This is a genomic window from Mongoliibacter ruber (assembly GCF_003003005.1).
Classification (GTDB): Bacteria; Bacteroidota; Bacteroidia; order Cytophagales; family Cyclobacteriaceae; genus Mongoliibacter; species Mongoliibacter ruber.
On record NZ_PVTR01000005.1, the window covers coordinates 246,957 to 272,530 of the forward strand.

24 protein-coding genes are annotated in these 25,574 nt (G+C 39.7%); 9 read left to right on the forward strand and 15 right to left on the reverse strand.

Features of this window, described 5'->3' with window-relative positions; genetic code table 11:
* Positions 1 to 128 precede the first annotated feature (128 nt).
* Positions 129 to 2,873 carry a putative LPS assembly protein LptD gene (locus tag CLW00_RS10165; protein ID WP_106133575.1) on the reverse strand — a complete coding sequence of 915 codons (2,745 nt, stop codon included), beginning with the start codon at positions 2,871 to 2,873 and terminating at the stop codon, positions 129 to 131.
* 98 nt (positions 2,874 to 2,971) lie between these two features.
* Between CLW00_RS10165 and CLW00_RS10170 the strand changes: the two genes are divergently transcribed.
* From CLW00_RS10170 to CLW00_RS10180, 3 genes are all read left to right on the forward strand, one after another.
* Positions 2,972 to 3,775, forward strand: coding sequence for an N-acetylmuramoyl-L-alanine amidase family protein (locus CLW00_RS10170; protein WP_106133576.1), 804 nt, complete (start codon positions 2,972 to 2,974; stop codon positions 3,773 to 3,775).
* A gap of 253 nt (positions 3,776 to 4,028) precedes the next feature.
* Positions 4,029 to 5,657, forward strand: a complete 1,629-nt coding sequence (locus tag CLW00_RS10175) for an acyl-CoA carboxylase subunit beta (RefSeq protein ID WP_106133577.1) — start codon at positions 4,029 to 4,031, stop codon at positions 5,655 to 5,657.
* A gap of 115 nt (positions 5,658 to 5,772) precedes the next feature.
* Entirely contained in the window at positions 5,773 to 6,624 is an 852-nt protein-coding gene (locus CLW00_RS10180; RefSeq protein WP_106133578.1) for a transglutaminase-like domain-containing protein, read from the forward strand.
* 1 nt (position 6,625) lies between these two features.
* On the opposite strand, the gene CLW00_RS10185 is transcribed toward CLW00_RS10180, so the two are convergent.
* Complete coding sequence (locus CLW00_RS10185) at positions 6,626 to 7,216, reverse strand: redoxin domain-containing protein (protein WP_106133579.1); 591 nt, start codon at positions 7,214 to 7,216, stop codon at positions 6,626 to 6,628.
* 43 nt (positions 7,217 to 7,259) lie between these two features.
* A complete protein-coding gene (locus tag CLW00_RS10190; RefSeq protein WP_106133580.1) occupies positions 7,260 to 7,889 on the reverse strand; it encodes a 4'-phosphopantetheinyl transferase family protein in 630 nt (209 codons plus the stop codon).
* Positions 7,890 to 7,927: 38 nt separating this feature from the next.
* Here CLW00_RS10190 and CLW00_RS10195 point away from each other — a divergent pair, with 38 nt between their 5' ends.
* Genes CLW00_RS10195 through CLW00_RS10215 form a run of 5 tightly spaced genes read left to right on the forward strand, consistent with a single transcriptional unit; the run spans position 7,928 to position 11,407 of the window.
* Positions 7,928 to 8,836, forward strand: coding sequence for a WD40 repeat domain-containing protein (locus CLW00_RS10195; RefSeq protein WP_106133581.1), 909 nt, complete (start codon positions 7,928 to 7,930; stop codon positions 8,834 to 8,836).
* Positions 8,837 to 8,841: 5 nt separating this feature from the next.
* Positions 8,842 to 9,726, forward strand: a complete 885-nt coding sequence (locus CLW00_RS10200; protein WP_106133582.1) for a DivIVA domain-containing protein — start codon at positions 8,842 to 8,844, stop codon at positions 9,724 to 9,726.
* Positions 9,726 to 10,091, forward strand: a complete 366-nt coding sequence (gene folB / locus CLW00_RS10205; protein ID WP_106133583.1) for a dihydroneopterin aldolase — start codon at positions 9,726 to 9,728, stop codon at positions 10,089 to 10,091. Before CLW00_RS10200 ends, folB begins: the two co-directional genes overlap by 1 nt.
* Positions 10,084 to 10,947 carry a ChaN family lipoprotein gene (locus CLW00_RS10210; protein WP_106133584.1) on the forward strand — a complete coding sequence of 288 codons (864 nt, stop codon included), beginning with the start codon at positions 10,084 to 10,086 and terminating at the stop codon, positions 10,945 to 10,947. The genes folB and CLW00_RS10210 overlap by 8 nt, the downstream gene beginning before the upstream one ends.
* 1 nt (position 10,948) lies before the next feature.
* Positions 10,949 to 11,407, forward strand: a complete 459-nt coding sequence (locus CLW00_RS10215; RefSeq protein WP_106133585.1) for a DUF4268 domain-containing protein — start codon at positions 10,949 to 10,951, stop codon at positions 11,405 to 11,407.
* A 222-nt stretch (positions 11,408 to 11,629) separates the two neighbouring features.
* On the opposite strand, the gene CLW00_RS10220 is transcribed toward CLW00_RS10215, so the two are convergent.
* From CLW00_RS10220 to CLW00_RS10250, 7 genes are all read right to left on the reverse strand, one after another.
* Positions 11,630 to 13,039 (reverse strand): Gfo/Idh/MocA family protein, encoded by a 1,410-nt coding sequence (locus CLW00_RS10220; RefSeq protein ID WP_106133586.1) that lies wholly within the window; start codon positions 13,037 to 13,039, stop codon positions 11,630 to 11,632.
* Between the two features lie 206 nt (positions 13,040 to 13,245).
* Positions 13,246 to 14,916, reverse strand: coding sequence for a S8 family serine peptidase (locus CLW00_RS10225; protein WP_106133587.1), 1,671 nt, complete (start codon positions 14,914 to 14,916; stop codon positions 13,246 to 13,248).
* A gap of 139 nt (positions 14,917 to 15,055) precedes the next feature.
* Entirely contained in the window at positions 15,056 to 15,982 is a 927-nt protein-coding gene (egtD, locus tag CLW00_RS10230) for an L-histidine N(alpha)-methyltransferase (protein ID WP_106133588.1), read from the reverse strand.
* 3 nt (positions 15,983 to 15,985) lie between these two features.
* Positions 15,986 to 17,140: an ergothioneine biosynthesis protein EgtB gene (gene egtB / locus CLW00_RS10235; RefSeq protein WP_106133589.1), complete on the reverse strand. Its 1,155-nt coding sequence runs from the start codon at positions 17,138 to 17,140 to the stop codon at positions 15,986 to 15,988.
* Positions 17,112 to 18,620 carry a BCCT family transporter gene (locus CLW00_RS10240; protein ID WP_106133590.1) on the reverse strand — a complete coding sequence of 503 codons (1,509 nt, stop codon included), beginning with the start codon at positions 18,618 to 18,620 and terminating at the stop codon, positions 17,112 to 17,114. Before CLW00_RS10240 ends, egtB begins: the two co-directional genes overlap by 29 nt.
* Before the next feature lie 29 nt (positions 18,621 to 18,649).
* Positions 18,650 to 18,931 carry a DUF427 domain-containing protein gene (locus CLW00_RS10245; protein WP_106133591.1) on the reverse strand — a complete coding sequence of 94 codons (282 nt, stop codon included), beginning with the start codon at positions 18,929 to 18,931 and terminating at the stop codon, positions 18,650 to 18,652.
* A 1-nt stretch (position 18,932) separates the two neighbouring features.
* Positions 18,933 to 19,424 carry a DUF2062 domain-containing protein gene (locus CLW00_RS10250; RefSeq protein WP_170073204.1) on the reverse strand — a complete coding sequence of 164 codons (492 nt, stop codon included), beginning with the start codon at positions 19,422 to 19,424 and terminating at the stop codon, positions 18,933 to 18,935.
* 172 nt (positions 19,425 to 19,596) lie between these two features.
* Here CLW00_RS10250 and CLW00_RS10255 point away from each other — a divergent pair, with 172 nt between their 5' ends.
* Positions 19,597 to 20,697 carry a hypothetical protein gene (locus CLW00_RS10255; protein WP_106133593.1) on the forward strand — a complete coding sequence of 367 codons (1,101 nt, stop codon included), beginning with the start codon at positions 19,597 to 19,599 and terminating at the stop codon, positions 20,695 to 20,697.
* A gap of 2 nt (positions 20,698 to 20,699) precedes the next feature.
* Here CLW00_RS10255 and CLW00_RS10260 read toward each other — a convergent pair whose 3' ends face one another.
* From CLW00_RS10260 to CLW00_RS10280, 5 genes are read right to left on the reverse strand one after another with little or no spacing between them, the layout of a single operon-like run.
* Entirely contained in the window at positions 20,700 to 21,455 is a 756-nt protein-coding gene (locus CLW00_RS10260; protein ID WP_106133594.1) for a DUF6503 family protein, read from the reverse strand.
* Positions 21,456 to 21,490: 35 nt separating this feature from the next.
* A complete protein-coding gene (locus CLW00_RS10265; RefSeq protein ID WP_106133595.1) occupies positions 21,491 to 22,225 on the reverse strand; it encodes a hypothetical protein in 735 nt (244 codons plus the stop codon).
* Positions 22,218 to 23,537 carry an MptA/MptB family glycosyltransferase gene (locus CLW00_RS10270; RefSeq protein WP_245917223.1) on the reverse strand — a complete coding sequence of 440 codons (1,320 nt, stop codon included), beginning with the start codon at positions 23,535 to 23,537 and terminating at the stop codon, positions 22,218 to 22,220. Before CLW00_RS10270 ends, CLW00_RS10265 begins: the two co-directional genes overlap by 8 nt.
* Before the next feature lie 19 nt (positions 23,538 to 23,556).
* Complete coding sequence (locus tag CLW00_RS10275; RefSeq protein ID WP_106133596.1) at positions 23,557 to 24,447, reverse strand: hypothetical protein; 891 nt, start codon at positions 24,445 to 24,447, stop codon at positions 23,557 to 23,559.
* A gap of 10 nt (positions 24,448 to 24,457) precedes the next feature.
* Complete coding sequence (locus tag CLW00_RS10280) at positions 24,458 to 25,558, reverse strand: Gfo/Idh/MocA family protein (protein WP_170073205.1); 1,101 nt, start codon at positions 25,556 to 25,558, stop codon at positions 24,458 to 24,460.
* Positions 25,559 to 25,574: the final 16 nt, after the last annotated feature.

The window sequence follows — 25,574 nt, forward strand, 5'->3', positions numbered from 1 at the left end:
GATTTCGCCGGATCTCTTGGATCTTGATTCTTTAAAATTCACGATTTACGAAGGACGAATTAGGAGGACCTAGCCATCACCTAAACCTCATTTCTGCCCTCTCTTGCATCTTTGTTCTTGTCTCTTTTCTATCTATCAAAGAACGACCTTCTTCTACTGACTTTAAGGTCCTGAAGGATTGAGGATTTCACCCTGATATCTACGTTGTAGGAAGTAAATCTCCCAAAAGGAATCCAGTTGACTCCCATCTGCCAACAGTGTAAATCCCTGTCTATACCGAGCATGGTTTGGGTAATTTGCGCAGTCATAAAATCATATCCCCCACTGAAATTGATTTTCCATTTTTCAGAAATACTTACATTCCCGTTGATGTTCAATGCTGAGGTGACGTTAACCTGACCATCTTGCCTTCTATTGTAAGCGATATTGTAACCAAAGCCAAGGTTCCATGGAATATCCCAGTCAATATACCTTGAAGGATCATTGACCACCCTATTGATCTCCTCTTCTACAAATTCGTTCATTTGTCCACCTTGCTGCAAGAAATCATTGGTCATATCCTCCCTCATTTCACCAGGTGATCTTTGACCGCTGGGATTGATGTTCCCATTGATATTCATCTGCGCAGATCTCAGGGTTCCCACACCCTGTCCAGCCTGCCAAGCAAACTGATTGATCCTCCTAGTGATTTCTTGACCTGTCTGAAGATTGTTAGTGGTGCGGGTTGCATAGGGATCCAAGTTACCCGAAAGGTTGACAGATAGTTTATTGTCAAAAAATGAAGTCCTGGTATTGAAGTTGATCGGCGATAGGTTAAAAGAATCCGCTGCGAAATTATAATTCGAAGAAATATTCAATGATTGAAGTAGTGGAATTTTTTTGGTTGTCGCTTCCTCATCGTCTGAATTGGTTTTCAGCTTCGCCTCCACCACATTCCGGATATTCATACTCAAAGAACGTTGTTCGCCGAGTGGTGCCCCCCCAAACAAAAACCCTTGGTGACGGGAAAACAACTGTGTTCTACCCTCTTCATCAACCTGAACTTGTTGATAAAATCCAAATTTTGGATCTGAGAAATCAGGTGTCAAATTGAAACCAAATGAAGGCTGCATGTGATGACGAATGGCTTCGATTTTTTTATTATTCTTAAAATTATAGAAGCCATAAACGTTGGTATTCAAAGCAAAGGAAGTGTTATAAAAACTTACCCTGTCAAAACCACTCTCCAAAATTCTATCTACCCTATTTTCTACAGGATTATAGAAGAAATTAATGCTCTCGGTGTACCACAGTTCTGTGTAGTTTACAGAAGCGGTACCTGTGAAATATTTGAAAAGAGTGAAGTTTGAAGTAATCGGAATCGTATTCCTTGCCCCATTGTCAGCGTCCCTTAATAATTGAGGCAAATTGGCAAATGTAAAGGCCAACACATCCTGCTCTGGAATATCCAAATTACCTTGAGATTGCTGTAATGCCTGGTTTGGTACTCCAAATGTTGGTGTGATCCTGTTGTTGATGGAATTCTGCAAGTTGAAATTCCAGGCAATATTTAATGTCTTCAAAGGCTCAAACCTAACATTCTGGAATGGGTTCTGTCGGTTCATGTTGATGGCCACATCAGGCAATATCAAATTCACTTCATCCGTCTGAATATTTTGCGAATGCCTCAAATTGGCAGACATACTGAAAGGAGTCCCTGCAAATGTTTTACTGAAAGAGACATTGGATGAAAATTCGGAGTTGACATTATTTGCAAAATTCCCTTGTTGAATTACTACATTGTTGTAATTGGTGGTACCTGCATTCACGGATGCTGAGAACCTCGATGTACCTCTGGTTTCTGGCGCATGGTTCCAATTGATCCAGATGGTATTATAATCCTGTGCTCTTTCAGGGAGTTCAGTTTCTGGACTTTGGAACCTTTGGTAGTCAAGGTTGAATGCTCCGCTGTACCGGTAGCGCTTCTTGTAAACCGTAGCCGCTTTGGCTCCATAACCTCCTTGTGTGTAGACATCGCCTGTGACACGGGTATGAATGTAATCGTTGAAGGCAAAGTAATAGCCAAAATTTCTAAGGAAAAAGCCCCTTACTTGTTCCTGTCCATAAGAAGGAAATACAATACCTGAGGCTTTTTCATCTGGAGTATCAGGAATGATCCCAAAAGGAAGTCCTGCCGGTGTGGGAATATTGTTGAAATACAGGTTGAAAGGCCCTGTCACTACTTTATTGCCTCTTATAGATTTGATTTTCGCAGCATTGATATGCCAATGTGGTTCGGCAAGGTTACAGGTAGTGTAGAAACCCTTGTCCATATAAATACTTCCATCCTGATCTTTTTTGATAGTTTGACCCCTCAGTAGACCATCTTGCTGTTCAGTAACCACATCTTTGATAATGGCTTTCTGGCTTTTGAAATTATACCGCATTTCTTTGCGGATTTCATAAGTTGTCTGCCCTTCTTTAAAAATGGGATTCCCCTGCACGTTACCGAGAGAATCGGTGATTCCCGAAGCAAATAGCTCACTTTTATCCCAATCGATGATGATCAGGTCTGCATCCAACCTGATATTTCCGTACTCAAACCAGGCATCATTGTACAGGTATACCTTATTTTGAGTGAAATCCGTTATGATACTATCTTCGGCGTAATAATTGATAGTGGTCTGAATATCTCCTTGTGGCTCGTCAGGATCCACAGCATCTGGATCAGGAATTGTGTCACTTAAGGACATATGAAGGGAGTCCAGCAAATTATCAATATCAGGAAACTGAAGCGCGTTGGGATTGAGTATAGAGTCTGGTGCGGAAACAGTCCTCTCAGGATCACGCTGCTGCGAAAATCCTGATTCGGGCAAAACCCAAAGAAGAATCATTCCGAGCAAATAAAACCAGTAATTCCGCACTAATTGATTCAAATTTAATTAAAAATGTATAAATTTTGCCCGAGCAAAGTTAATAGGATTCATTACGCATGAAACGATTCAAAGTGAAAAATATTCTGATTATACCATTTTTAACATTCTTCTTTCTACTTGGTGGATATTCATCAGCCGGCCCCAAAGAAATTCGCTCCGAAAGGGTGAAAAGGGTAGTTATTGACGCCGGTCATGGTGGCAAGGATCCCGGAGCAGTAGGTTCTTATTCCAAAGAAAAAGACATAGCCCTCATCGTAGCGCTGCAAGTGGGTAAATATGTGGAAGAATTACTGCCTGGTGTGGAGGTTATTTATACACGTAAAACCGATACTTTTTTGGAATTGAAGGAAAGATCCAACATCGCCAACAGAAACAAAGCTGATCTTTTTATTTCCATTCACTGCAACGCGGCAGGCAATAGGTCTGCCTATGGTACTGAAACTTTTGTCATGGGAACCAAAAACTTTGAAGCCAACTTTGACATTGTCAAGAGAGAAAATGCTGTAATCTTACTCGAAGACAATTATGAGGAAAACTATGAAGGCTTCGACCCCAGTTCACCAGAGTCTTACATGATGTTCAACCTGACCCAAAAGGCTTATTTGTCCAATAGCATTTCACTGGCTGCAAAGGTAGAAGATGATTTCAGGACACGGGTCAACAGACACAGCCGCGGCGTAAAGCAAGCACCTTTGTATGTGCTGTGGACCACCTACATGCCTTCTGTTTTGGTGGAATTAGGCTTTATTTCCAATGCCAACGAAGAGCGTTTTCTCAACAGTAAAGAAGGACAGACGTACTTGGCATCTGCTATCTACAGAGCCATCAAGGCTTACAAAGAGGAGATAGATGAAATGTAAATGAGATGCCTGCTTTTTAATTCAAATCGATACTAATTATTAAGATATGACTTCTTTTTAACTACTAAAGAATTTCTCACCTTAGAAGTGTTACATTCAGTCTACCTGCCAAACTTTATCCAGACTATAGATTTAAACCCTACTGAATAAAAATCGGAAACGAAGATTTAATGCATTTACCTCCCCCTACATTTGATACTTACTCCTAAAAGAGGTTATTTTAGCTTTTAGAATACTAAACCCAAAAGACTTTATGGATATTGAGTTCAACAAGAATGAAGACCAGAACAAACAATTACTTTTTCAATTAAAAAAAAGACTGGAAACCGTCAAACTTGGTGGTGGGAAAGCCAGAATAGAAAAAGAACACCAAAAAGGAAAACTCACCGCTAGGGAAAGAATAGATTACCTCATAGATAATGACTCTGAATTCCTGGAAGTAGGCGCACTGGCAGCAGATGGCATGTATGAAGAGGAAGGCGGATGTCCTTCTGCCGGAGTGATCACCGGTATGGGTTACGTTCACGGCAGGATGTGTATGATTGTGGCCAATGATGCCACGGTCAAGGCGGGCGCATGGTTTCCAATGACCGCAAAGAAAAATCTTAGGGCACAGGAAATTGCCATGGAAAACCATCTTCCTGTGATCTATCTGGTAGATAGTGCCGGTGTGTTTTTACCCAAACAAAATGAAATCTTCCCTGATAAGGAGCACTTTGGACGTCAATTCCGTAACAACGCCAAAATGTCTGCCATGGGTATTATCCAAGTGGCAGCCATTATGGGCAGCTGTGTTGCAGGAGGAGCTTACCTTCCCATCATGTCTGATGAGGCAATGATTGTTGACAAGACTGGTTCTATTTTTCTTGCAGGATCTTATTTGGTCAAAGCTGCAATAGGAGAAAGCGTGGACAATGAAACTTTGGGAGGAGCCACCACCCATTGCGAAATTTCAGGGGTAACCGATAACAAATACGATAACGACCAAGAATGTCTGGATGCCATCAGAAAAATCTTCGACAAAATAGGAGAAAGTGATAAAGCAGGCTTTGACCGCAAAGAGCCAAAGCTTCCAAAATTGAATATGGAGGACCTCTACGGCGTGTTTCCATACGACAGGGTAAAACCTTATGATATGGGAGAGGTCATCAAGCACCTGGTCGATGATTCTGATTTTGAGGAATACAAAAAAGACTATGGCAAAACCCTACTATGCGGGACTGCCAGAATCGATGGCTGGGCTGTGGGTATCGTCGCTAATCAGCGTAAAGTAGTCAAGAACAAAAAAGGTGAAATGCAGATGGGCGGCGTGATCTACTCGGATTCTGCAGACAAGGCTGCAAGATTTATCATGAACTGCAACCAGCGCAAAATCCCGTTGGTTTTTCTTCAAGATGTAAGTGGATTTATGGTGGGTTCTAAAGCAGAACATGGTGGCATCATCAAAGATGGTGCAAAAATGGTCAATACCATGGCCAATTCCGTGGTACCAAAGTTTACTATCGTCATGGGGAATTCTTACGGAGCGGGCAATTATGCCATGTGTGGCAAAGCCTACGATCCCAGATTGATATATTCTTGGCCTTCTGCGCAGATGGCTGTCATGAGTGGCGCCTCAGCGGCCAAGACCTTGCTTCAAATAAAAGTGGCATCGCTCAAAAAATCCGGAAAGGAAATCACACCTGAGGATGAAGCAAAGCTTCTCAAAGAAATTACTGACAAATACAATGAGGAATTGAGCCCTTATTATGCTGCTGCACGGCTATGGGTGGATGGGGTCATAGATCCATTGGAAACCCGTAAAGTGATCAGCATGGGGATAGAAGCTGCCAACCATGCTCCCATCACAGAACGATTCAATGTGGGTGTCATTCAAACCTAAAAAACAAAAAGGCTTTGCTGGTAGATCAACAAAGCCTTTTTTGTTTTAAAGCTAAATTAAATCAGCAAATTTTGAGGTTTTGAATAAGGGGATTTATCACTATCTTGATATTGACATGACAAAGGAAAAACTTACAGACAAAGAACTTCATGCCCTGGTATCACTCCTCGACGACACTGACCAAGAGGTGAAAAATCATGTATGGGAAAAACTTGCTTCTTTTGGTCATGAAGTGATACCTTTCTTAGAAAAAAAATGGGAAGAAAGTTTCAATCCTGAGATTCAAAAAGAAATCGAAGAGCTTGTGCATACCCTTCAATTTTCTCAGCTAAAAGAGAGACTTAAGGAATGGAAAAACAGTGAGGAACAAGACTTGTTGACCGGTTTATGGATATTGAATACTTATCAGTATCCTGATCTTGATTTTGAAAAGCTGAATGCAGATATGCATCAGATATACTTTGATGTCTGGACTGCTTTCAAAAATGACCTGATGCCATACGAACAAGTAAGGATCATCAATAGTGTACTGTTCAACCAGTTGAAGTTTTCGGCAAATACCAAAAATTTTCACTCTCCTGCCAATTCCATGCTCAGCAGTGTATTGGAAACAAAAAAAGGAAACCCCATTAGCCTTTGTGGTATTTATTTATTGGTAGGACAGAAGCTGGGACTTCCGATTTACGGAGTAAACCTTCCTAATCTTTTTGTTTTGACCTATAAAACAAAGGATGTTTCGTTTTACATCAATGCATTTAACAAAGGGCTTATTTTCAGCAAGCAGGACATCAACAATTACCTTGAACATTTAAAAATTGAATCCAGAGATGCATTTTTCCAACCTTGCTCTCACAAAGACATTGTCATTCGGTCAATGCGAAACCTGATTGTAGCTTTTGAAAAATTAGGAGAAGTAGAAAAGGTAAATGAAGTCAAAGAGCTTCTGGAGATCCTCGAAGGCGATTGAGCTAGTTATTTTTAGTCAACCTGATATTACAACCTACGGGTCTGCTTGAAGAAGGGCTTGGGTTCCGCCTGTTTTGAATGGCCTGTAATGCACTGTCCAAGTATTTGATATTGGCATTGGCTGCCACTTGAGGGTTGTTATCAATGGCACCTTTGTAGACTACAGAAAAACCAGTCTGACTTGGGGTAATGACAACCACCTCCGGTAATTTACTCGCCTGGAACAACCTTGCGACCACTTGTTGGGAATCATCTAAAATCGGGAAGATTATTCCACGGGATTTTGATCTTGCTATGTGGTCATCTTTAGACTCTCCTTCTTCCATATTAAAATGAGGATTGACCATGACAAAGGTATATCCTTGATCGGAATAGGTTTTGTGAAGATCCACAATTCTCTCTTCATAAAGTCTTGAAAAAGGACAGTTCAGGCTACTGAAAATAATGATCACAGCCTTTTGATTTGACTTTGAATTAAGCTCAAACTCCTTCCCTGTGATGATATCCTGAAGCTTGAAATTTTCGACTCTCTGGGCGAAAAGAGTGTGTGAAAAACCAACAAGAACAAAAATTGAGAAGAGCAATTTTTTCATATATCTGGTATTTTTTTAAGGTTAAATCAATATAGCAAAGAGTTTACCAAATCGTATAGGTCATTACTATATCCTTTTCCTTTTCTACTTTCACCGTATAGTGGTGATCTGAAAATTCAGTCCCATATATCCTCCCTTTGATCACCTTGTCATTGACGGAAAAAGGCTCAAGAATGATATTGTCCTTTAAACTCACCCCTCTTTTTCCCTGACATTTAAATATGGATTCCTTGGCAGACCAAGCGGTTGTGTGCAGTTCGGGATCATTGTCCAAAAAATCCATTTCAGAAACATCCAGAAATTTGGGACCTAAGCGAACTACCTTTTCCCTGATATAATCCAAGTCTATTCCTACCGCCATATCCTTATGAAAAATAGCTGCAGCTATCCCTCTAGTATGTGTCAAAGAAACGTGCCCATAACCGTCCATAGGATGAGATTTCCCGTTTTCATCCTTAAAAAACCCTGGGTAAGGCAATGAAATACAATCCAAAGCTTTTTTGATCGCCAACCTTGCACTAATCCATTCCACTCTCTTTTCAGGTCTGGAAATATTCGAAAAGGAAAGTTTTTCTCTGAAGCTCAAAAAATCAATGACAGATTCAGGAACCTCTTCAATAATATTTACAGCCAAGGCTGATAAAGGACTAATTTTTTCTATTTTTGTTTGCATAGGCCCTTTACGGGTTTGTTTGCTAATCCACGCAATATATGATAAAAATCCAAGTCAATAAACTTCACACTCTAACAGGTCACAATGATTGTATCTACGCATTAGTGGAAGGGCCGGATCCAAGGTTTTTTTACACAGCTTCTGGGGATGGCATGGTTGTAGAGTGGGATATGGATAATCCAAAAGACGGGAAGTTAATGGCCAAAGTCGCCCACTCTGTCTATGCACTTGAGGTCGACAAAGAGAGAAACCTACTTTTTATTGGTCACAATTTTGAAGGAATACATGTAATTGACCTTGAAAACAGTAAGGAATTATGGTCCATAAAAGTTACCGATCAGTCAATTTTTGATATCAAAGCAATAGGAAATGAACTGTATGTTGGTACCGGAGATGGCGTCATTATCATCATTGACATTGAAAACAAGACGATCAAAAAACATATCAAAATCGGTAAAAAGAGCGTAAGGGTACTGTCTATTGATCCAAGCAAAAGGCAGCTTGCCATTGGTCTCAGTGACAATTCCATCAAAATCTTTAATTTGAGTGATCACAGCCCTATACACAATCTGGAAGCGCACAATAATTCTGTCTTTGCCTTAGGTTACGCTCCTAATAAGCCTATCTTGGTAAGCGGTGGAAGAGATGCTTACCTCAATATTTGGGATTCGAATGCCTATTCCCTACAAGAATCTATCGTAGCACATATGTTTGCTATCAATTACCTCTCTTTCAGAGAAGATGGCAAGTACTTTGTTACTTGTAGTATGGACAAGTCCATCAAAGTTTGGGACAGCGAAACCTACAAACTTCTAAAGGTAATTGACAAATCCCGCTATGCCGGACACGGCACCTCCATCAACAAGGTGTTGTGGAGTAGCTACAACCATCAAATTGTCTCTGTCAGCGACGACAGAAAAATATCCATTTGGGAACTTCAACTATAAAAACCATGAGAATAACTCCTTCAGAAATACGTGATAAAGACTTCGAAAAAAACTTTAGAGGCTATGATAAAGATGAAGTTAATGATTTTTTGAAATTCATAAGTCTCGAATTTGAAGCCTTGACCAAGGAAAAAGAGGAATTGGCCAGAAGGTTAGAAACTTCCGAAAAAGAATCTAATAAATTAAGGCAGGTTGAAGAATCACTCTTCAGGACCTTGAAGACAGCGGAAGACACAGGTGCCGCGATGATTGAGGAAGCTTCAAAATCCTCCGAAGAAATCATGAATGAAGCCAATAAAAATGCGACTGCCATTGTGGAAGATGCAGAAAGGCAAGCACAAAGTATACTTTTAAGTGCTGAGCAAAAAAGCCAGCAAATAATGGAGGGTTTGAAGTCTGATGTCATCGGGCTGGTAGAAGATTATTCATCCCTTTTGGCCCAAAGAGATGTCGTTCTCAAAAATTTAAAAGCATTATCAGAAGACATCAACGACAATATTTCAGTATCTCTTGAGGCCTTCAAAAAAATCAATGTAGACGTCCATGCTCAAATGATTGAGAAGCTGAGCAAGTCCGATGCATTTTCAAAACCCAAAATTGCTGAAGTAGAGCAACATGAATCAAAGCCAGAAGCCAAGAAGCAAGAACAACCCGAAGACATTGAAGCAGAAAGGTCTCAACTAGAAGAAGAAAATAAAAAGTCTTCGGCTGTAAATGAGCAAGAAATTTCCGAGATCAAAGAGCCTGAAGCCAAGGAGGAGATCAAAGAAAGTGAACATGTCAATACTGAAAATCAGAAATCAGTAGAATGGAAAATTGAAAACCCTGAATCGGAACAAAAGAAAAAGGCAGAGGATAAAGGAGGTTCTTTCTTTGACCAATTTGACTGATGGGAAAAGTAGCGTTAGAAGGTATTGAGTTTCATGCGTACCACGGTGTATTCAAGGAAGAAACAAAATTAGGCAACCGATTTACGGTAGATATCCATGTGGATACCGATTTCAAAAAAGCAATGCTTGAAGACAGTCTCAAGAATACTGTTGATTATGGCAAACTTTATAATATCGCAAAATCCCACATGTTAGAACCAGTTAAACTTCTGGAGCATTTGGGACATTTGATGATTACTGATATTCTAAAAGTATACCCAGAATTGATATCAGTAAGTATCACGATCAAAAAACACAATCCTGCACTGGGAGGAGTAGTCAATTATTCGGTAGTAACAGTCAATTACCCAGAAGATTATGCATAAAGGATTTCTTATTACAATAGTTTTGCTTCTTGTATTTACCATAAGTCATGCACAAGTAAAAGCATTCAAAATTTTTGATAAAAACGGTGAAGAGGTGAGTTTTGAGCAACTTGCAGAAGAGTCTTCTCAGGCCGAAATAGTTTTTTTCGGTGAGTTGCACAACAACAGTATTGCGCATTGGCTACAGCTAAGACTGTTGAAAGGCTTACACCAAACCGAGCAGTCTATAATCTTGGCGGGAGAGTTTTTTGAGCGAGATGATCAATTGAATATAGATGAGTGGTTTTCCGGAAAAATCACGGATAAAAACTTTGAAGCTGAAGCCAAACTGTGGAATAATTACAGTACAGATTATAAGCCTTTGATGCTTTATGCCAAAAAAAATGACCTCCCATTTATAGCCAGCAATGTACCCCGTAAATACGCCTCTTTGGTCAGCCGAGAGGGTTTGAAAGCTTTGGATTCATTAAGTATCGAAGCAAAATCCAACTTCCCTCCTCTTCCGATTCATGTAGACAAAGAATTACCTGGATATGTGGGGATGAAGGAGATGATGCATGGCTCAAGTATGAATGTGGATTTCATGATAGAAGCACAGGCTTTGAAAGATGCAACGATGGCCTATTCACTTTTTGAGTATATTGGTGAAGGACACAACATCCTCCATATCAACGGTTCTTACCATTCCAACAATTACGAGGGAATTGTTTGGTATATCAAGCAAGCTTATCCAGATATTAATCTCCTTACTATCAATACAGTAGAATTGGAAGACGATCAAACCCTAGATGAAAAACAACTGAAATCAGCTGATTTTATAATTGTAGTTCCAGCTGATAGTCCAAAAAGTTACTGAGATGTATTCCCGAGCCGAAACAGCTAAAATCCGAAAAGATTTTTGGACAGCATTTGGACTCTATATGAAACCTATACCCAGTGCAGAAGGCTATAGAACCAACTGGCAAAACTACAAAACAGGGGTCAAGAATATATTTTTTCGAATGAAAGCAGAGCGTGGCTTTGCTTCCATTGGAATTGAATTGAACCATAAGGATGAAGAACTACAGGAGTTGGTATTTGGTCAGTTTGTGGAATTCAGGAAATTATTGGAAATAGAGCTTGAAGAATCCTGGGATTGGGAGCTGCACCAATTTGATGAATCAGGTGCCATTATTTCCAGAGTCCAAATTGTACTCCAGCCAGTAAATGTGATGGACAAAAATGACTGGCCTAAGATCATCAGTTTCCTTAAACCCAGAATTATCGCATTGGACGCTTTTTGGTCTAATATCAAACCTGCATTTGAGGATTTTTAAACTCAGTTGGTTCAAGACTTAGTCTTGGACCATAATCCACAGCCTCGTCTAGTTCAAGACTTAGTCCTGGACTCCAACCTTTGCAGTCTTCAGACTGCTATCTCAAAAAACGCATTAAATCTTACTAAAAAAAAGAAAACCTTTGGGGTTTTCAAAACCCCAAAGGTCAACTTCCTAAACCTTTGAGGTCTTTCTTTTGACCTCGATGGTTTTTCCTCCACCTTACACAATCACCTTAGTCGTTCCCCCACCTTTCAATGTAATCTCCACAGGCTTATTTTCCTTCCAGCTTCCTCCCGTAAAATCAGGCACATCAATGGAATTGGATCTATGGGCCACAGACCATTCGCTCAAAGGAGAAATCGCTGACCACAATGCTGCATCATACACATCCTGATCTAAAGGCAAGCCATTTCTCAGACAATCGATCAACCTCCAGTCCATCATAAAATCCATACCTCCATGTCCTCCAATCTGCTTGGCCAGTTCACCGACTTTTTTGACAATTTCCGGTGTGTACTTTTCCTCAATGACTTTGATTTCATCTTCCTTTAACCAACTGTGTTCCTTTGAAATTTTCTGAACCGGATATTTTTGTGCAAATGCCTTTGTACCACTGATGGCATGCAGCCTACTGTATGGTCTAGGCGAAGTCACATCATGCTGAATCATCATAGACCTGCCTTTTTTGGTCTTGACTATGGTAGTGTTCATATTGCCTCCAAACTGTTTCTCTGCAAATGACCCAAAGAAATTATCTTGTTCAGCCAACTCTCTTGCTTTGTCAGCCATATGAAAATCTGCACTGGAAAGGGAAGTCAGGTAATCCATTTGATCACCACGATTGATGTCCATGATTTGACATATTGGCCCCAAGCCATGTGTAGCATATAGATTTCCATCTCTGTAGTTCTCCTTCAACCTCCACATATCCTGATAGCCTCCATCGCCTTCTTTCATAAAATTCAACCAAAGCAGGTCGTGAATGTAAGCACCTTCTGTATGAATGATTTCTCCAAAAAAGCCATCCCTTGCCATGCTCAAAGTCATCAATTCAAAGAAGTCATAACAGCAGTTTTCCAGCATCATACAATGCTTTTTGGTTTTTTCCGACGTTTCTACCAATTGCCAGCATTCTTCCAATGTCTTGGCGGCCGGCACTTCTACTGCGGCATGTTTCCCGTTTTCCATAGCATATACTGCCATCGGAGTGTGCCAATCCCAAGGAGTCACAATATAAATCAGGTCTAGATCATTTCGATCTACAAGCTTTTTCCATGCATATACAGAACCAGAAAATCCTTCAGGATTATGTTTGGTACCTTTGAGCTTTTCCTGCATTTTGTCTACCCTTTCAGGAATCAAATCACAAAGGGCTTTGATCTCTACTCCTTCAATTTTACTCAAACGATCCACTGCTCCAGGCCCTCTTTGACCTAATCCTATCACACCCACCCTGACCGTTTCCAATTTAGGGGCAGCATAGCCGCTCATATTAAATATTTGTTGGTATTGCTTCTGGCTCCTTTGATACAAAAGTTCCTGAGATTCAGCCTTGGCAAATTGTGGAATGGCAGATCCTACCAATCCTAGGCCTGCCAATTTTATAAAGTCTCTTCTATTATTGCTCATAGAAATACATTTGGGGTTTACAATTGTGATTTCAATATAAGGCAAAATTCCATTCTCATTCCATTGCTATCAATTCAGGCTTATAAAAAGTCAAAAAATGATTAAAAATCGGAGTGAAAAATAAACTATTCATCCCGCTGATTTTATATAAGTAAAAAAACACCCTTACCTTTTAGGATCAGGGTGTCGAAAAAAATTTTTGTTGCTTAAAAAGTGATAGTAACCTCGTTGGAACATTTGTTTGTTCCAGAAAGACAGATTTTATAAGTCTTAGGTGGAAGATTTCGACCGCTAACTTCATACAACCAATTACCTCCATTATGAGAATCTCCTCCATATGAGGTGGCGATTTTTTGACCATTTTCATAAATATCCACTTCTCCAGAGGGATGCTTGGCTGGATTCCATTTTAAATAAACCTGGTAATTACTTCCTCTTAATTTTGTACTGCTTCCAATTAGGTCCAAGTAAAAATTCGCCCTTTCAGGATCAATATTTCCCGCTCCATTCACAGTCATGCCGCTAAACAACAAATGGTTATTTACGCTATTGGATAATTGGACAATGTTTTTTGTAGAAGTACTTCTTAGAAAATGATATACTTCATCTGGTGAAGCCAAAGGGTTGTTTTCCAAAAACTTGGCGGCAACACCCACAACAAGCCCGGAAGCAACAAAATTGGGGTTCATTGTAAAGCCATTCTCCCACTCTTCTTGATACCCATATGGTTCTCTCTGCCAAGATGTACTCGGGGCAAATAAATCTATACATTTCCCATAATTACTTTCCCTTTGTTTTCTATCCTCAAGATCTGCCATTCCTACAGTAAAAACGTAAGGTTTGTAGTTGTTACTCCATGTACAAGCATTTTCCATCCAGGCGCCTGAACTAGAAAACAATGAAAACCCTGCATGATATAGATTTTCAAGTGCCGAAAAATAGGCCTGATTTTCGATCGGTCCCACAAGATTAATCTGAACAATTCCAGGCCTTACTCCATTTGCAACAATCCAATCGTATGCTTCTATCAAAGAGGAAATATAAATTTCATTATCCAAATCAGTCTTTGAGTGGTAAGTCCTGACTCCAAATAAGTTAAGATCCTTTGCAGACCCAAATGTCCTCCCTCCTGCTACTAGCGCCATTGTGGTTGAAGTACTAATCCTATGATCCTCAATACCAATAGAATCAATGTTAAATACTCTATCTTCAAATTCTTCAGGGTAATCCTCCCAAATCAAACCTGGAGGAAAATAAGCATTTACCCCTTTTCCAGTAGCAGTAAAGATATAGGTTTCATTTAGCGGTAATTGTCTCTGATCTATCCTGTCCAGGTATTTAGGTGCTTCATTTTGAACTGTACCTCCTGTTCCTGGTTCCGGATCTTTAACTTCTGGTTCTTCATTCCCTCCTTCGTCCTCTTTTGGTTTGTCCTGGCCTGGAGGTGTCTTTCTTAAGTTGTATTCATTAGGTATAAAAACGTCCGGCTCTATCCTTCTCACTCTTGAGTCTCTTCTTAATACACTAAGTTCTTCAGATGTCAATTCCAATGTAAAGCCAGTAATAACATGCCCGTAAACAGCTTTCAATTTTTCTCTGGAAATGTTGTTTCTGCTCAACATCTCATGACCTAGGTTTCTCACACCTATTTGTACATCCTCATATCGATCGCTTCTCCGAAAGTTAGTGGCATTATCATGAAGGGTAACAATATACCTTCCCGGAACCACATTCGAGGATAAACTATTATAATCCACTTCCTCTCCTATTTGAGGACTATCTACATCGACTTCCTGGCATGAAAACACCATCAATAAAAGGGACATAGCCATAGGAAACCAATTCCCTTTATGATTTGATAATTTAAAAACTGACATAATTAAAGTGTTTAAGTTGAAAGTTACTTTTCTACAGATACTTAAAAAGCGATATTGTTACCCTTTTGAAAGCACTTTCATAAAAATAAATTAACGACTGAGCTTAAAAAATACTACCAAAGTACTATTTCCCGGTATTTCACTTCCTAAACAAACTCAAGCTAAAAAACTCCCTGCTATCCGTAAAATGCTTATCCCAAATGAATCCGGTTTGAGATCCTATTTTGTCTAACTCTTTCAAACTGTATTTCTGAGAAATTTCTGTATGGATGGTTTCGAATTTTTCAAATTCTATTTCTTGACCGCTGATATGTACGGTTTGCGCTTTTATACTCACCAAAAAACTCAACGCGGATCCTGTCAGAGGATTGTACACACCATAATGCTCAAAAGCAGAAAGATCGAAATCACCTGAAAGCTCCCTATTGATCCTTTCTAAAAGATTGAGATTGAACCTTTTGGTCACACCCTCCTTATCATTGTATGCTGCTCGGATGACATGTGGATTTTTTTTCAAGTCCACTCCCATCAGAAAGAAATCTCCTTCTTGCATCAGCCCATTGACAAACTGAATAAACTCGACAGCCTTTTCACCGGGAAAATTCCCTATGTTGCTCCCCATAAAAAGTATGAGCTTTGGCTTATTCCTCTCCTTGAGCAATTCTGAGGTTACCGAATAATCACCGGGAATTGGGTTGATCAGCAAATCAGGGATTTGGGCATGAACCAAATTCTGATTGACGTCCAATATCTCAGGAGAAATATCCATAGGGATATAGGTCAAGGACTTTCCTGTCTTAAATGCCTCTTTTAGAAAAATAACCGTCTTCGATCCATCTCCAGCGCCTAGTTCAACGATATCCAATTCATGAGCAGATATTTCTGACAAGATTGCCTTAGAGCTATTTTGCAGTATCTCCACTTCACATTCAGGAAGATAATACTCTTCTGCAGCCATGATTTCCTGAAATATTCTAGACCCTTTTTCATCGTAAAAATATTTAGAAGGCAACGTTTTTTGGTCTGATGTTAAGCCCTTGATAACATCCTTAAGAAATTGATTCATTTTTTACTTAGCTAGTCTTATTCCTGAAAAAAGCCACCTTGAGGAGGCATGAAAGAAGTTTCGGTATGTTTTGCGGCTATGCCCTTTTGGGCTGGCTACTGAAGCACCTCTGAGCACATTTTGGTTGCTCATAAATTTGCCATTGTATTCTCCCAGTGCACCGGGAGCTTTTTGAAACCCGGGATAGGGAAGGTAGGCACTGTAGGTCCACTCCCACAACTGCCCCCACTTGAATGTATCCGATGCTACTTCCCATTCAAACTCTGTGGGCAAGCGCATTCCTTTCCATTCTGCATAGGCATATGCCTCATAGAAACTCACATGCTGCACCGGCAATGACATATCTACTTTTTCAAACCCCTTGAGGCTATAATTGTACCACTCACCATTTTTCTCATACCAATACAAAGGTGCATTGAGCTGTTCCTTTTGCACAAAATCCCAACCTTCTGAGAGCCATAGGTTAAAATCAGTATATCCACCATCTTCCATAAATTCGAGGTATTCTCCGTTTGTGACGAGATTTTCTGAGATCTCAAAATCCTGAAGGTACACTTGATGCCTGTTGAGTTCATTGTCGTAACAAAAGCTTTTCCCATCTGCTCCAATTTCAAAAATACCTCCTTTGATGGATGAAAATCCAGTGGATTTCTCTTCCCTTACCAAAAACTCAGGCCCATAGACGGGGAAAGTCGGTTGGTTGCCCAAAATGTATTTGATATCATAGACCAACAATTCCTGATGCTGTTGCTCATGGTTGATCCCTATTTCCAAAACATCAAGTACCTCTTTAGAAAGCTCAGTCTCCAAAAATTCCAAGCACTTTTCTGTAACATATTCTCTGTAAGAAATCACATCCCTTACAGGAGGCCTACTCATCAATCCACGGTTTGGACGCAGCACCCTTTCTCCGGCATTGTTGTAATAGCTATTGAATAAAAAGGCGAAATCCTCATCATAGACTTGATAGTCTCTTGCGTGTGGTTGCAAAACAAATGCTTCAAAAAACCACGTGGTATGTCCCAAATGCCATTTGGGAGGAGAAACATCTATAATGGGCTGAGGCACGTAATCCTCTATCTCTAGTGGTGCACAGATCGCTTCTGATCGCTTTCGGGTCTGCTCAAATTTATCTTTTAGTAATGTGATTCTCTCCATTGGTAACATGATGTAAAAACAATAATCTAATAAAATATATTGCCATACCCAAAAACATAAGGCTAAAAGGAAAAGCAAAAACGATCAATAACTGAGATACTGACTCCAATAATGATTCCTTTCCTATGACAATTACAGCAATCGTAAAAAGGGCAATTAAAAGCCCCCAAATCCATCTAAACCTCCTTCGAGGTTCTGATTCTCCATTGTCACTAAACATGCTCAACACAAAAATCGCCGAATCCACAGAAGTAATCAAAAATGTAAACACCAAAAGCAGCGTCATAGTTTGGGTGACTATCGAAAATGGATATTGTTCCAAAAACATAAAAATCCCAGTGTAAATAGACTCAAAAGCATCTCCTTCAACCAGACCTTTTTCCAAAAGAAAAAAAGCATTCTGCCCGAAAGTGCTAAACCAAATAAATGTGCCAAATGCAGGAATGATCAATACTGCCAATGTAAATTCTCTTATACTTCTTCCTTTAGAAATTCTCGCAATAAATACTCCTGTAAAGGGAGCCCAAGCCAACCAAAACGCCCAATAGAAATAGGTCCAATCTTTTAGGAAATCATCTGAAACCTGATATTTCCCAAGATTGAGACTCATTGGAACAAACTCTAAAATATATGTTCCTAAAACATCAAAAAAACTGAATGGTATTCCATTTAGAACCCCAAAACATGCTACAACCAAAAGTAAAGCAGTCGCTACTCCAATATTGAAATTGGATAGGTTTCGAATTCCCCTTTTTAAACCAAACAAGGCTGAACCTGTCGCGGTGATTGAAATAACCACAACTACTATAATAACTTGAATAGGGATAAAATTGCTATTTGTCAAAAAGCCCAAGGCCTCAAGAAATTGTCTCCCTCCCAATCCTAATGCAGCTACCACTCCCAGGAGGGTACAGATTATCGTCAACACATTCATCAGAACCCCTAGAATGGATTTCTGAATGCCTTTGGGTAAGAGAGAGGCACTTGAGACCTTCTCTTTTTTTACGTAAATGACATAACCTATGACTAATCCAAAAAGTCCATAAAAAGCCCATGGGGTAAGCCCCCAGTGAAAAAAAGTGTACTCCAGTGCAAATCCAGCAGGGGAAAGTGTGGAAGTTCTAGGGGCATACTGAAAGAAATAAACAGGCTCCTGCACAGCCCTGAGCAACAAGCCAGCCCCCATCCCTGTACTATACAACATGGCAATCCAAGAAAACCAGCCATATTCCACTTCACCTTCACCAAGCTTTATTTTTCCCCATCTGGAAAATGCCAAAAACAAAAGCAAAACCACAGAGAACAGCCCTAAAATCAAGTAAAAATATCCAAATGTATTTAGCAATTGAAAAGTCCAATACCCCAATAAACTGTCAAATTTATCTGAAAACAAAAATGAAATGACCAAAAACAAAAGGCAAAAGCCCCCAACTATTGAGTTGGTGGCTTGTACCGAATTTTTTAGCGGTCTAAAAATCATGTCCTAAGGTAAGTCCTTTTTCGTTATGCTTAGTTTTCCACTTTCACACCTCTCCAAAAGGCTACACAGTCCTTGATTTCTTTAGCAGCAGGTTTGGGCTCAGGATAGAACCATGCTGCATCTTTATTCACTTCACCATCCACTTCCACATGATAATAAGAAGCCACACCTTTCCAAGGGCAGGTGGTATGGGTTTCTGAGGACTTGAAAAACTCCTTTTTGATAGTATCCGCAGGGAAGTAGTGATTTCCTTCGATTTGGATGGTTTTATCACTTTCAGCGATAATTTGATTGTTCCAGATTGCTTTCATTTTAATTATTTTTAAGATTAAAAGATTTTCTTTCCTCTCGCAGTTTGTTGCGTTTTCTGATTTTCGCCAATTTAAACAGTATGACATACAATATCAGACAGATCGGCGTGGCCACAATAAGCCAACCCAAGATTGCCAATAGCATCCTACCGGAAAAGAGTGATAGCATTTCCAGAATACCTTCTGAAAACGAAGCCTGCAATTGATCTATGTCCAATGGATAAGGATCAACGCCATAAATGGTCTCTCCTATGCGCAGAAACGGAATCATGCAAAGCAATTGCACAGGAGTAAGTAGGTAACTTACACTGATGGCCAAGGGAAGGTTTAACCTTAGCTGTAGCATCACAAAGGTCAAAAGCGCTGTAATGGTCCCCAGAATTGGAAAAACACTGATGTATATAGTCAAGGCCAGGCATAAAGCCAATTCTCTAGGTTTAAGCCCCTGTTTGAGAAAACGTTTGATGATTTTTCTGGGTTTCCTGAAATTCATGCTGTTTGTTTTACTTCTTAAAGAGAACCCCATAAAACAGAAAAATGATTCATATATCCTTTTTTATTCAACATTATTTTTGGTTTTCCTGAAATTATTATCAGTTGCTTTGAATTTATCTAACTTCGTATTCTCAATAGAGCCCAGTTACTTTTTTATAAAGTGAACTCAAATGATAGACACCATCCCTACAGATAAAAACAAACTGCTTGAAAGCTTAAAGAGCTGTTCCAATCCTTATATCCTGTTTCAGGTGAATAAAATCCTTCAGAGGGAGAAGCATTTGGAAGAGATGAATGCCATAGCAAAGGACTTCCCTATGTTTCTGGAAGATGATGTCCCCAGAGACATGAGCATCAATACCAAGGAACGAACTCCAGCTGATTCTATATTGGCCAAGTACGAAAATATAATGACGCCAATCATGTATGGCTTGGGACTATTTATGCTGGTGTTGGCAGCAGCCTTGATCAACCTTATGGCCAATGAAGGCGAAAATATCACTGTTGCAATATTTCAAAGTAAGGTTGCTGCCCTTTACCTCATACTGTGGATCATATTTTTGCTGGAATTTGTATTGATGCTAATTGTGAAAAAAAGAAGCAAAGTCAGTATCAGTAAAACGCTGCTATTGGGAAGGGCACAAGCTTTGCTTTTTCCTCCCGTAAGAATGGGGGCCAGAAATTTACTTGCGCCTGATCTGCAGTGGATCCCGTTTTTAGGATGGTCTTACAGAAATGAAGGGATGTTGAAATTCCTTAAAGAAAAATTCTCCATTCCTATGGTAGTGATCGCTCTTTTGATACTACCTGTTTTGATTATTGAATGGAAGTTTTATGAAGAGGTGGAAAATTACCTGCAAACCGATTTGTCCTTTGTGCTTGACCTGACTCAGGGCTTTATCTGGCTGGCATTTGCTTTTGAATTTATTCTGATGGTTTCGGTAAGCAGGGAAAAAATAGAGTACATTCAAAAAAACTGGATTGACCTTTTGATCATCTTATTGCCTTTTATCGCATTTGTACGGACGATGAGGATCATCAAAGTAGCGCGACTTTCTCAATTGGCAAGAGGTTACAAACTTCGTGGTTTGCTGATGAAAGCCAGACAAGGATTATTCTTTGCTGGGTTTTTCTACAGGATACTTACTTTAAAAAACTACCAAATGAAAACCCTCAAAAAGAAATTGGATAAGAACTTAAAAGAAAGGGAAGTCCTCGAAGAAGAATTGATACAGCTTTATCGGATTATCAATAAGAAGACCTTGGAATGATATTATTTAAACGTCACCTCTACATTCTCCAACTCAATCTCAGATAGCAACTCCAATTCACCCGCTACAAATAAAGACTCAAGATCCATCAATGAGGTCTCCTTCTCTTTTGGTTGGTAATTTTCATAATCTTGTAGTGTCAATCCTTCCAAAAGATGCCTTTTGGTTGCTTTTCTGAAGCGAACACCTCCACCATCGGTGTGATAAGAATACGCTAAATAATCTATCAGATTAGTTTCTTGATTGATCCAATACAAAAACTCATCATCAAAATCTTCACCTCCTCCATCTTCTTCAAAAGTGACTTTGACCAAGTGGTATTTTTGACCTTCAAGCTGTGTTTCTTCCAAAAGTGTTTTCTGAACAGCTGCATCGTTGAGACCATAGGGCAAAAACGCAAAATAAGCAACCGAATTGACAGAGTTGGAGTAGGCCCTGATCCATTTTTCCTCAAGTGATACAGGGTTCCCATCTATAGACCTCTCAAAACCCTCATTGATTAGAACATCTCTCACAAATCCAAGCGAGTCAGTGAATTCTCTTACATATTCAAATGCATCCGGCGATTTAAAAATCTTATAATGCTTGTCCCTGAAATCAAAACTGATCTTAGCTTTTTGAAATTGCTCGCCTCCATGGGCATCAATAGCCCTATTGATGATTTTCTGGGCTTCAGACTCAGTTTGACAAGCTGCCATGATAAGGAACAAGCCACAGATTAAAGAGGCAACAAGAATATTTTTAGAAATATAATTCATAAGTAGCGTAAAGGGATAACTTGAAAGTGTTGGCATTACTTGCTGATCTGAAAATCAGAATAATGGTATTTGGCTCTGAGGTAAAGGTGGTTTCCCAGACTATCTACCCTGTAACTTTCTCTCGTGGCAGGAAAAACCATTGCACTTCTTTGGTCCCAGCTCAAATTATAAACCAAGCTGAAATGATCTGAAGTTTTTGTCTTATATGCCACAATAAGGAAGGTCTCTAAGTCAAAGTAATACCACCAAATATCGGTTTTTGGATCATTCGGATCGCCATCAATTACTTGAATGGTCTCTACTTCTGAGCCATCGGGCAAAGTCTGTAATCCCTGATAGGTTACCAGTTTAGCTCCTGTCAAAAGATCAAAAGGCTTATTGATAACATAAAAAGCCGCATCAATTTCTTTCTTTTTGCTTTGAAGAAAGCCCTCATTCTTGATTTCATTCTCTCCCATATGATACTTGGTGTTGGCACCGTCAAAGTATATTCTATGTACCAACCCATCCTTTTCGTAAGAAATCTTCGCTTCAAAATAGGGTTTAAGCCTAAATGAAATCTGTTGTGTGGACTCGCTTTCTTCATCTCCATTTTCTAAAAAAAGGCTAGTTTGTTTTTGAAAAGAAAGCTCCTCAGCTGAGTCCCAGGTCTTTTGTCCTCCATGGGCCTCTATAGACTTTTGGATCAGCTCAACTGCCTTTTTATCCTCTTTGGAGCAGGAAAAAAGAAGTGCCAAAACACTTATGAAGAGGAAGTTAAGTTTACGCATTTGGTGAGACTGAAAAGGGTTTTAAGTTTTTGAAAGCCGAAATTATAACAAAAAACAGAATAAAATACTCAATCATAATCAAAACAAAATTCTCCTCCACTTCCACTCCGCTATAAGCACCATAGGACAAGAACACCAAACCCGTCCAGAATAGGAAAATTCTGTTTTGAATCAAAACACCAATACCGAAAGCAGGAATCAAGTACCATGGATGAACTACCGGCTGTAATAGAAGGTAAATCAGGTAAATCCAGACCGCTCCCTGCACCAACCGGGAAAAAGACTCCGTTTTCCAGAAATAGGAAAAAACCACAATGGACACCAAAGTCACCATACTCAATATTGGCCCTAAGTAGATGAGCGGATTATACCCTACCATGCCTGCCCAGATCTCCCTTATCACAAAATAAATGGAGGCATTGAACTCAAACTTACTCTGATAAAGACGGAAACTTTCTAAAAACCCCAGATAACCATTTCCGAAAAACAATGGCATCAAAAATATAGCAATCAGTATTGCTGAAACCAATAGAAACTTAACTACTTTATTTTCTGGCCATACTTTCAACCATAGAGGACCCAAAATCAAGGGTGTCAATTTAAGCCCCGAAGCCAAAGACCAACCCAAAGCAGATGGGTAAACCTTTTTTTTCTCCCAAAAATAAAACCCAAAAAGGAGTCCGGTAAGTACAAAACCTTCAAAATGTAGGTTGCCTGTCAGCTCCAAAATCACCAATGGGTTAAAGGCATAAAGCCAGAGTGGTTTTATAGGAAGATTCTTTAACTTGATAATCTTATATAATAATAAAAAATTGAGTGATTCTGAGAAAAGGATGGCAAGCCTCAACAACACAACATTCCAAATCAAGCGCTCTCCTACCAAAGCAGAAATCCAAAAAAACAATTGATGCAGGGGGGGATAGACCGAGTAATACTCCGGTGAATTCATTTGAGAAAGTAAATGGCCCCAGTACTCGTGCACTTGCTGCCCCTGAATTTTGTCCACCGCATCTACTGGCAGAAATGCATAAGGATTCAGGCCATTTGCAATCAACTGTCCATCAAAAATAAAGCGGTAAAAATCGTCAGAAAGAACAGGAACCGCTGGCAAAAGCAATAATCGCAACGCAATTGCCGCAATTAAACCTTCTTTTAGGCCAAATTTTATTTTTCCTTGGTAAATGCTGATATAGTAGAGCGCAAACAAAAAGATGTAAAGGCCCAACTGCCAAACAAAATCACTCCTTTCGAAGGTATAGTTCATCATAGCAAGCGCCATGAAAACAGGTATGAGCAATAGGACTTTTTTCACCTTGAATCAAAAAGCAGCATCAGTATTTCAAATTCAATTCCCTTCTCAGGAATTCATCCTCTACCTTATTCTTGGTCCAGTAATCTACTACTTTTAGGCCTTTGCGCGTAGCTTTGGTGACTTCTTGGGTACCGTCAGAGCGGGTATCTGTTTCTTCCCAACCCATAATTTGGTGTGGAAACTCATTTTCATAATCAATTTTCAAAACCCGGCTTCCCGTACTGTAGGTCACTTCCACCTGACTTCTATTTTCGCTTATGGACTGAACCCTTACAAAAGCTTCCTGACTTTCTAATGCCTTGTGGGTAAATCTCTGATAGAATAAGGAAGGCAACATCTGTACACTTCCCGTAGGCACCTGATTGGGATTGATACGGATCAGGTTCCAAATATCATCTTCAGCCAGACCGCTGACCGAAAAACTTTGATCTCCTTCTTTTTCAAAATAGCTGAATAGCTTGCCAGAATAGCTGTTTCCGCTTTTCAGATTCAGCTGTGAAAATGATTGGCCGCACCATTCTTGAACAGAAGAGGTGAACTTGACGCCATTAGATTGTTCTTTGGTGGGGGTAAAAGCAGAAAGCATCATGTGGTAGGGATAAATTCCTGTGACAAAATCTCTGGTCTGATTCATTTTGATGACCGAAAGTTTGTCTCTACCCGCTTCGTTGGGATTGTCAAGCTTGACCTGATTTTTTCTGGAAAAATCCTCTGTCACAAAAATCAATACTGCCTCACCCTCTCTTGCTTCCCCATATCTGTATTGTGTCAGCTCAAAACTACTGAGCTCCGCTTTGCCTTGAAACCAGTACTTTCCCCAGGCATCAAAATCTATATTCTCCCTTTGAGGCTGACTACAACTTGCAGCAATTGCCAGGACTAAAATTCCAAAAATTGTTTGTTTCAACATGTCTTTATGGTTAAGGTTGCAGTGCAACAGTCTTTCCTGTTTTAGAAGATTCTATCGCAGCATCAAGTATTTTTGCTACAATGACATTGTTCTCCAAAGTATATAACCCATATGGTGGCAAATTGATTCTGCCCTCGATTACATCTGAAAAATATTGAAATGGGTTAGCATAGGTCCCTGTCATTTCCTTGTCTACAAATTGGACTGTATCATCGGATTGATTTCCGTATCTAAAATCCAACCTTTCTTTTTCAGGAGCTTTAAGATAACCTTTTTCCATGTAAACATCCATGTCTTTTCTGTCGAAAGGCCAATTCCAAGAGGCTTGGATAATGGCTTGAGCGCCTGAATAGGTCAGAATGATCGTTGCTTCGTCCTCCACCTCGGTATAAATATCAGGTTTGTGTGTCTGGGTGACTGCGGTAACAGACTCAGGCATCTCTCCATCTGTCAATAGTGTCATAATATTGACACCATAGCAACCAAAATCTACCAATGCTCCTGCACCATTTTGCTCAGGATCTGTCAACCAGTCCAAAAACTCGTTTCCGACCCCAATTTCCTTGGGGCCTTTGTGCCCATGATGGAACACAGCTTTTCTAAGTTTTCCAAAATTATCCTCCTCTACTTTTGATTTGTGAATCAAGGCATCTGTACTTGGATACCAGGAAGTTTCGTAATTGACCAATAAATGGATGCTGTTATCTGCTGCTAATTTCTCCATTTCAGCAGCTTCTTTGGCACTAAAAGCCAGTGGTTTTTCCACCATGACATGAATTCCTCTAGGAGCAGCTTTTTTCACAATATCCAAGTGCTGTGACACAGGCCCAAAAGCGAGGACACCATCAGGTTGAACTTCATCAAGCATCTCTTCATAATCTTTATAAAATAGGCTTTCATCAAGATTATAGGACTTTATGAATTGTCGAACAACATCCTGATTTTCTTCATAGATCCCAGCCAATTCGAAGTTTCCCTGAAATGATTTTTGAAAAATCCAGTGGGAATGTCCGTGGGTAAGACCTGCCATCACAAACTTGGTTTGTGCAAAAAGGCTTATCTGTGATGCAAAAAGGAAAAAAGCAATGAGGCTTAGGGCTTTTTTGGTCATTTGTGTTGGGGTTGAT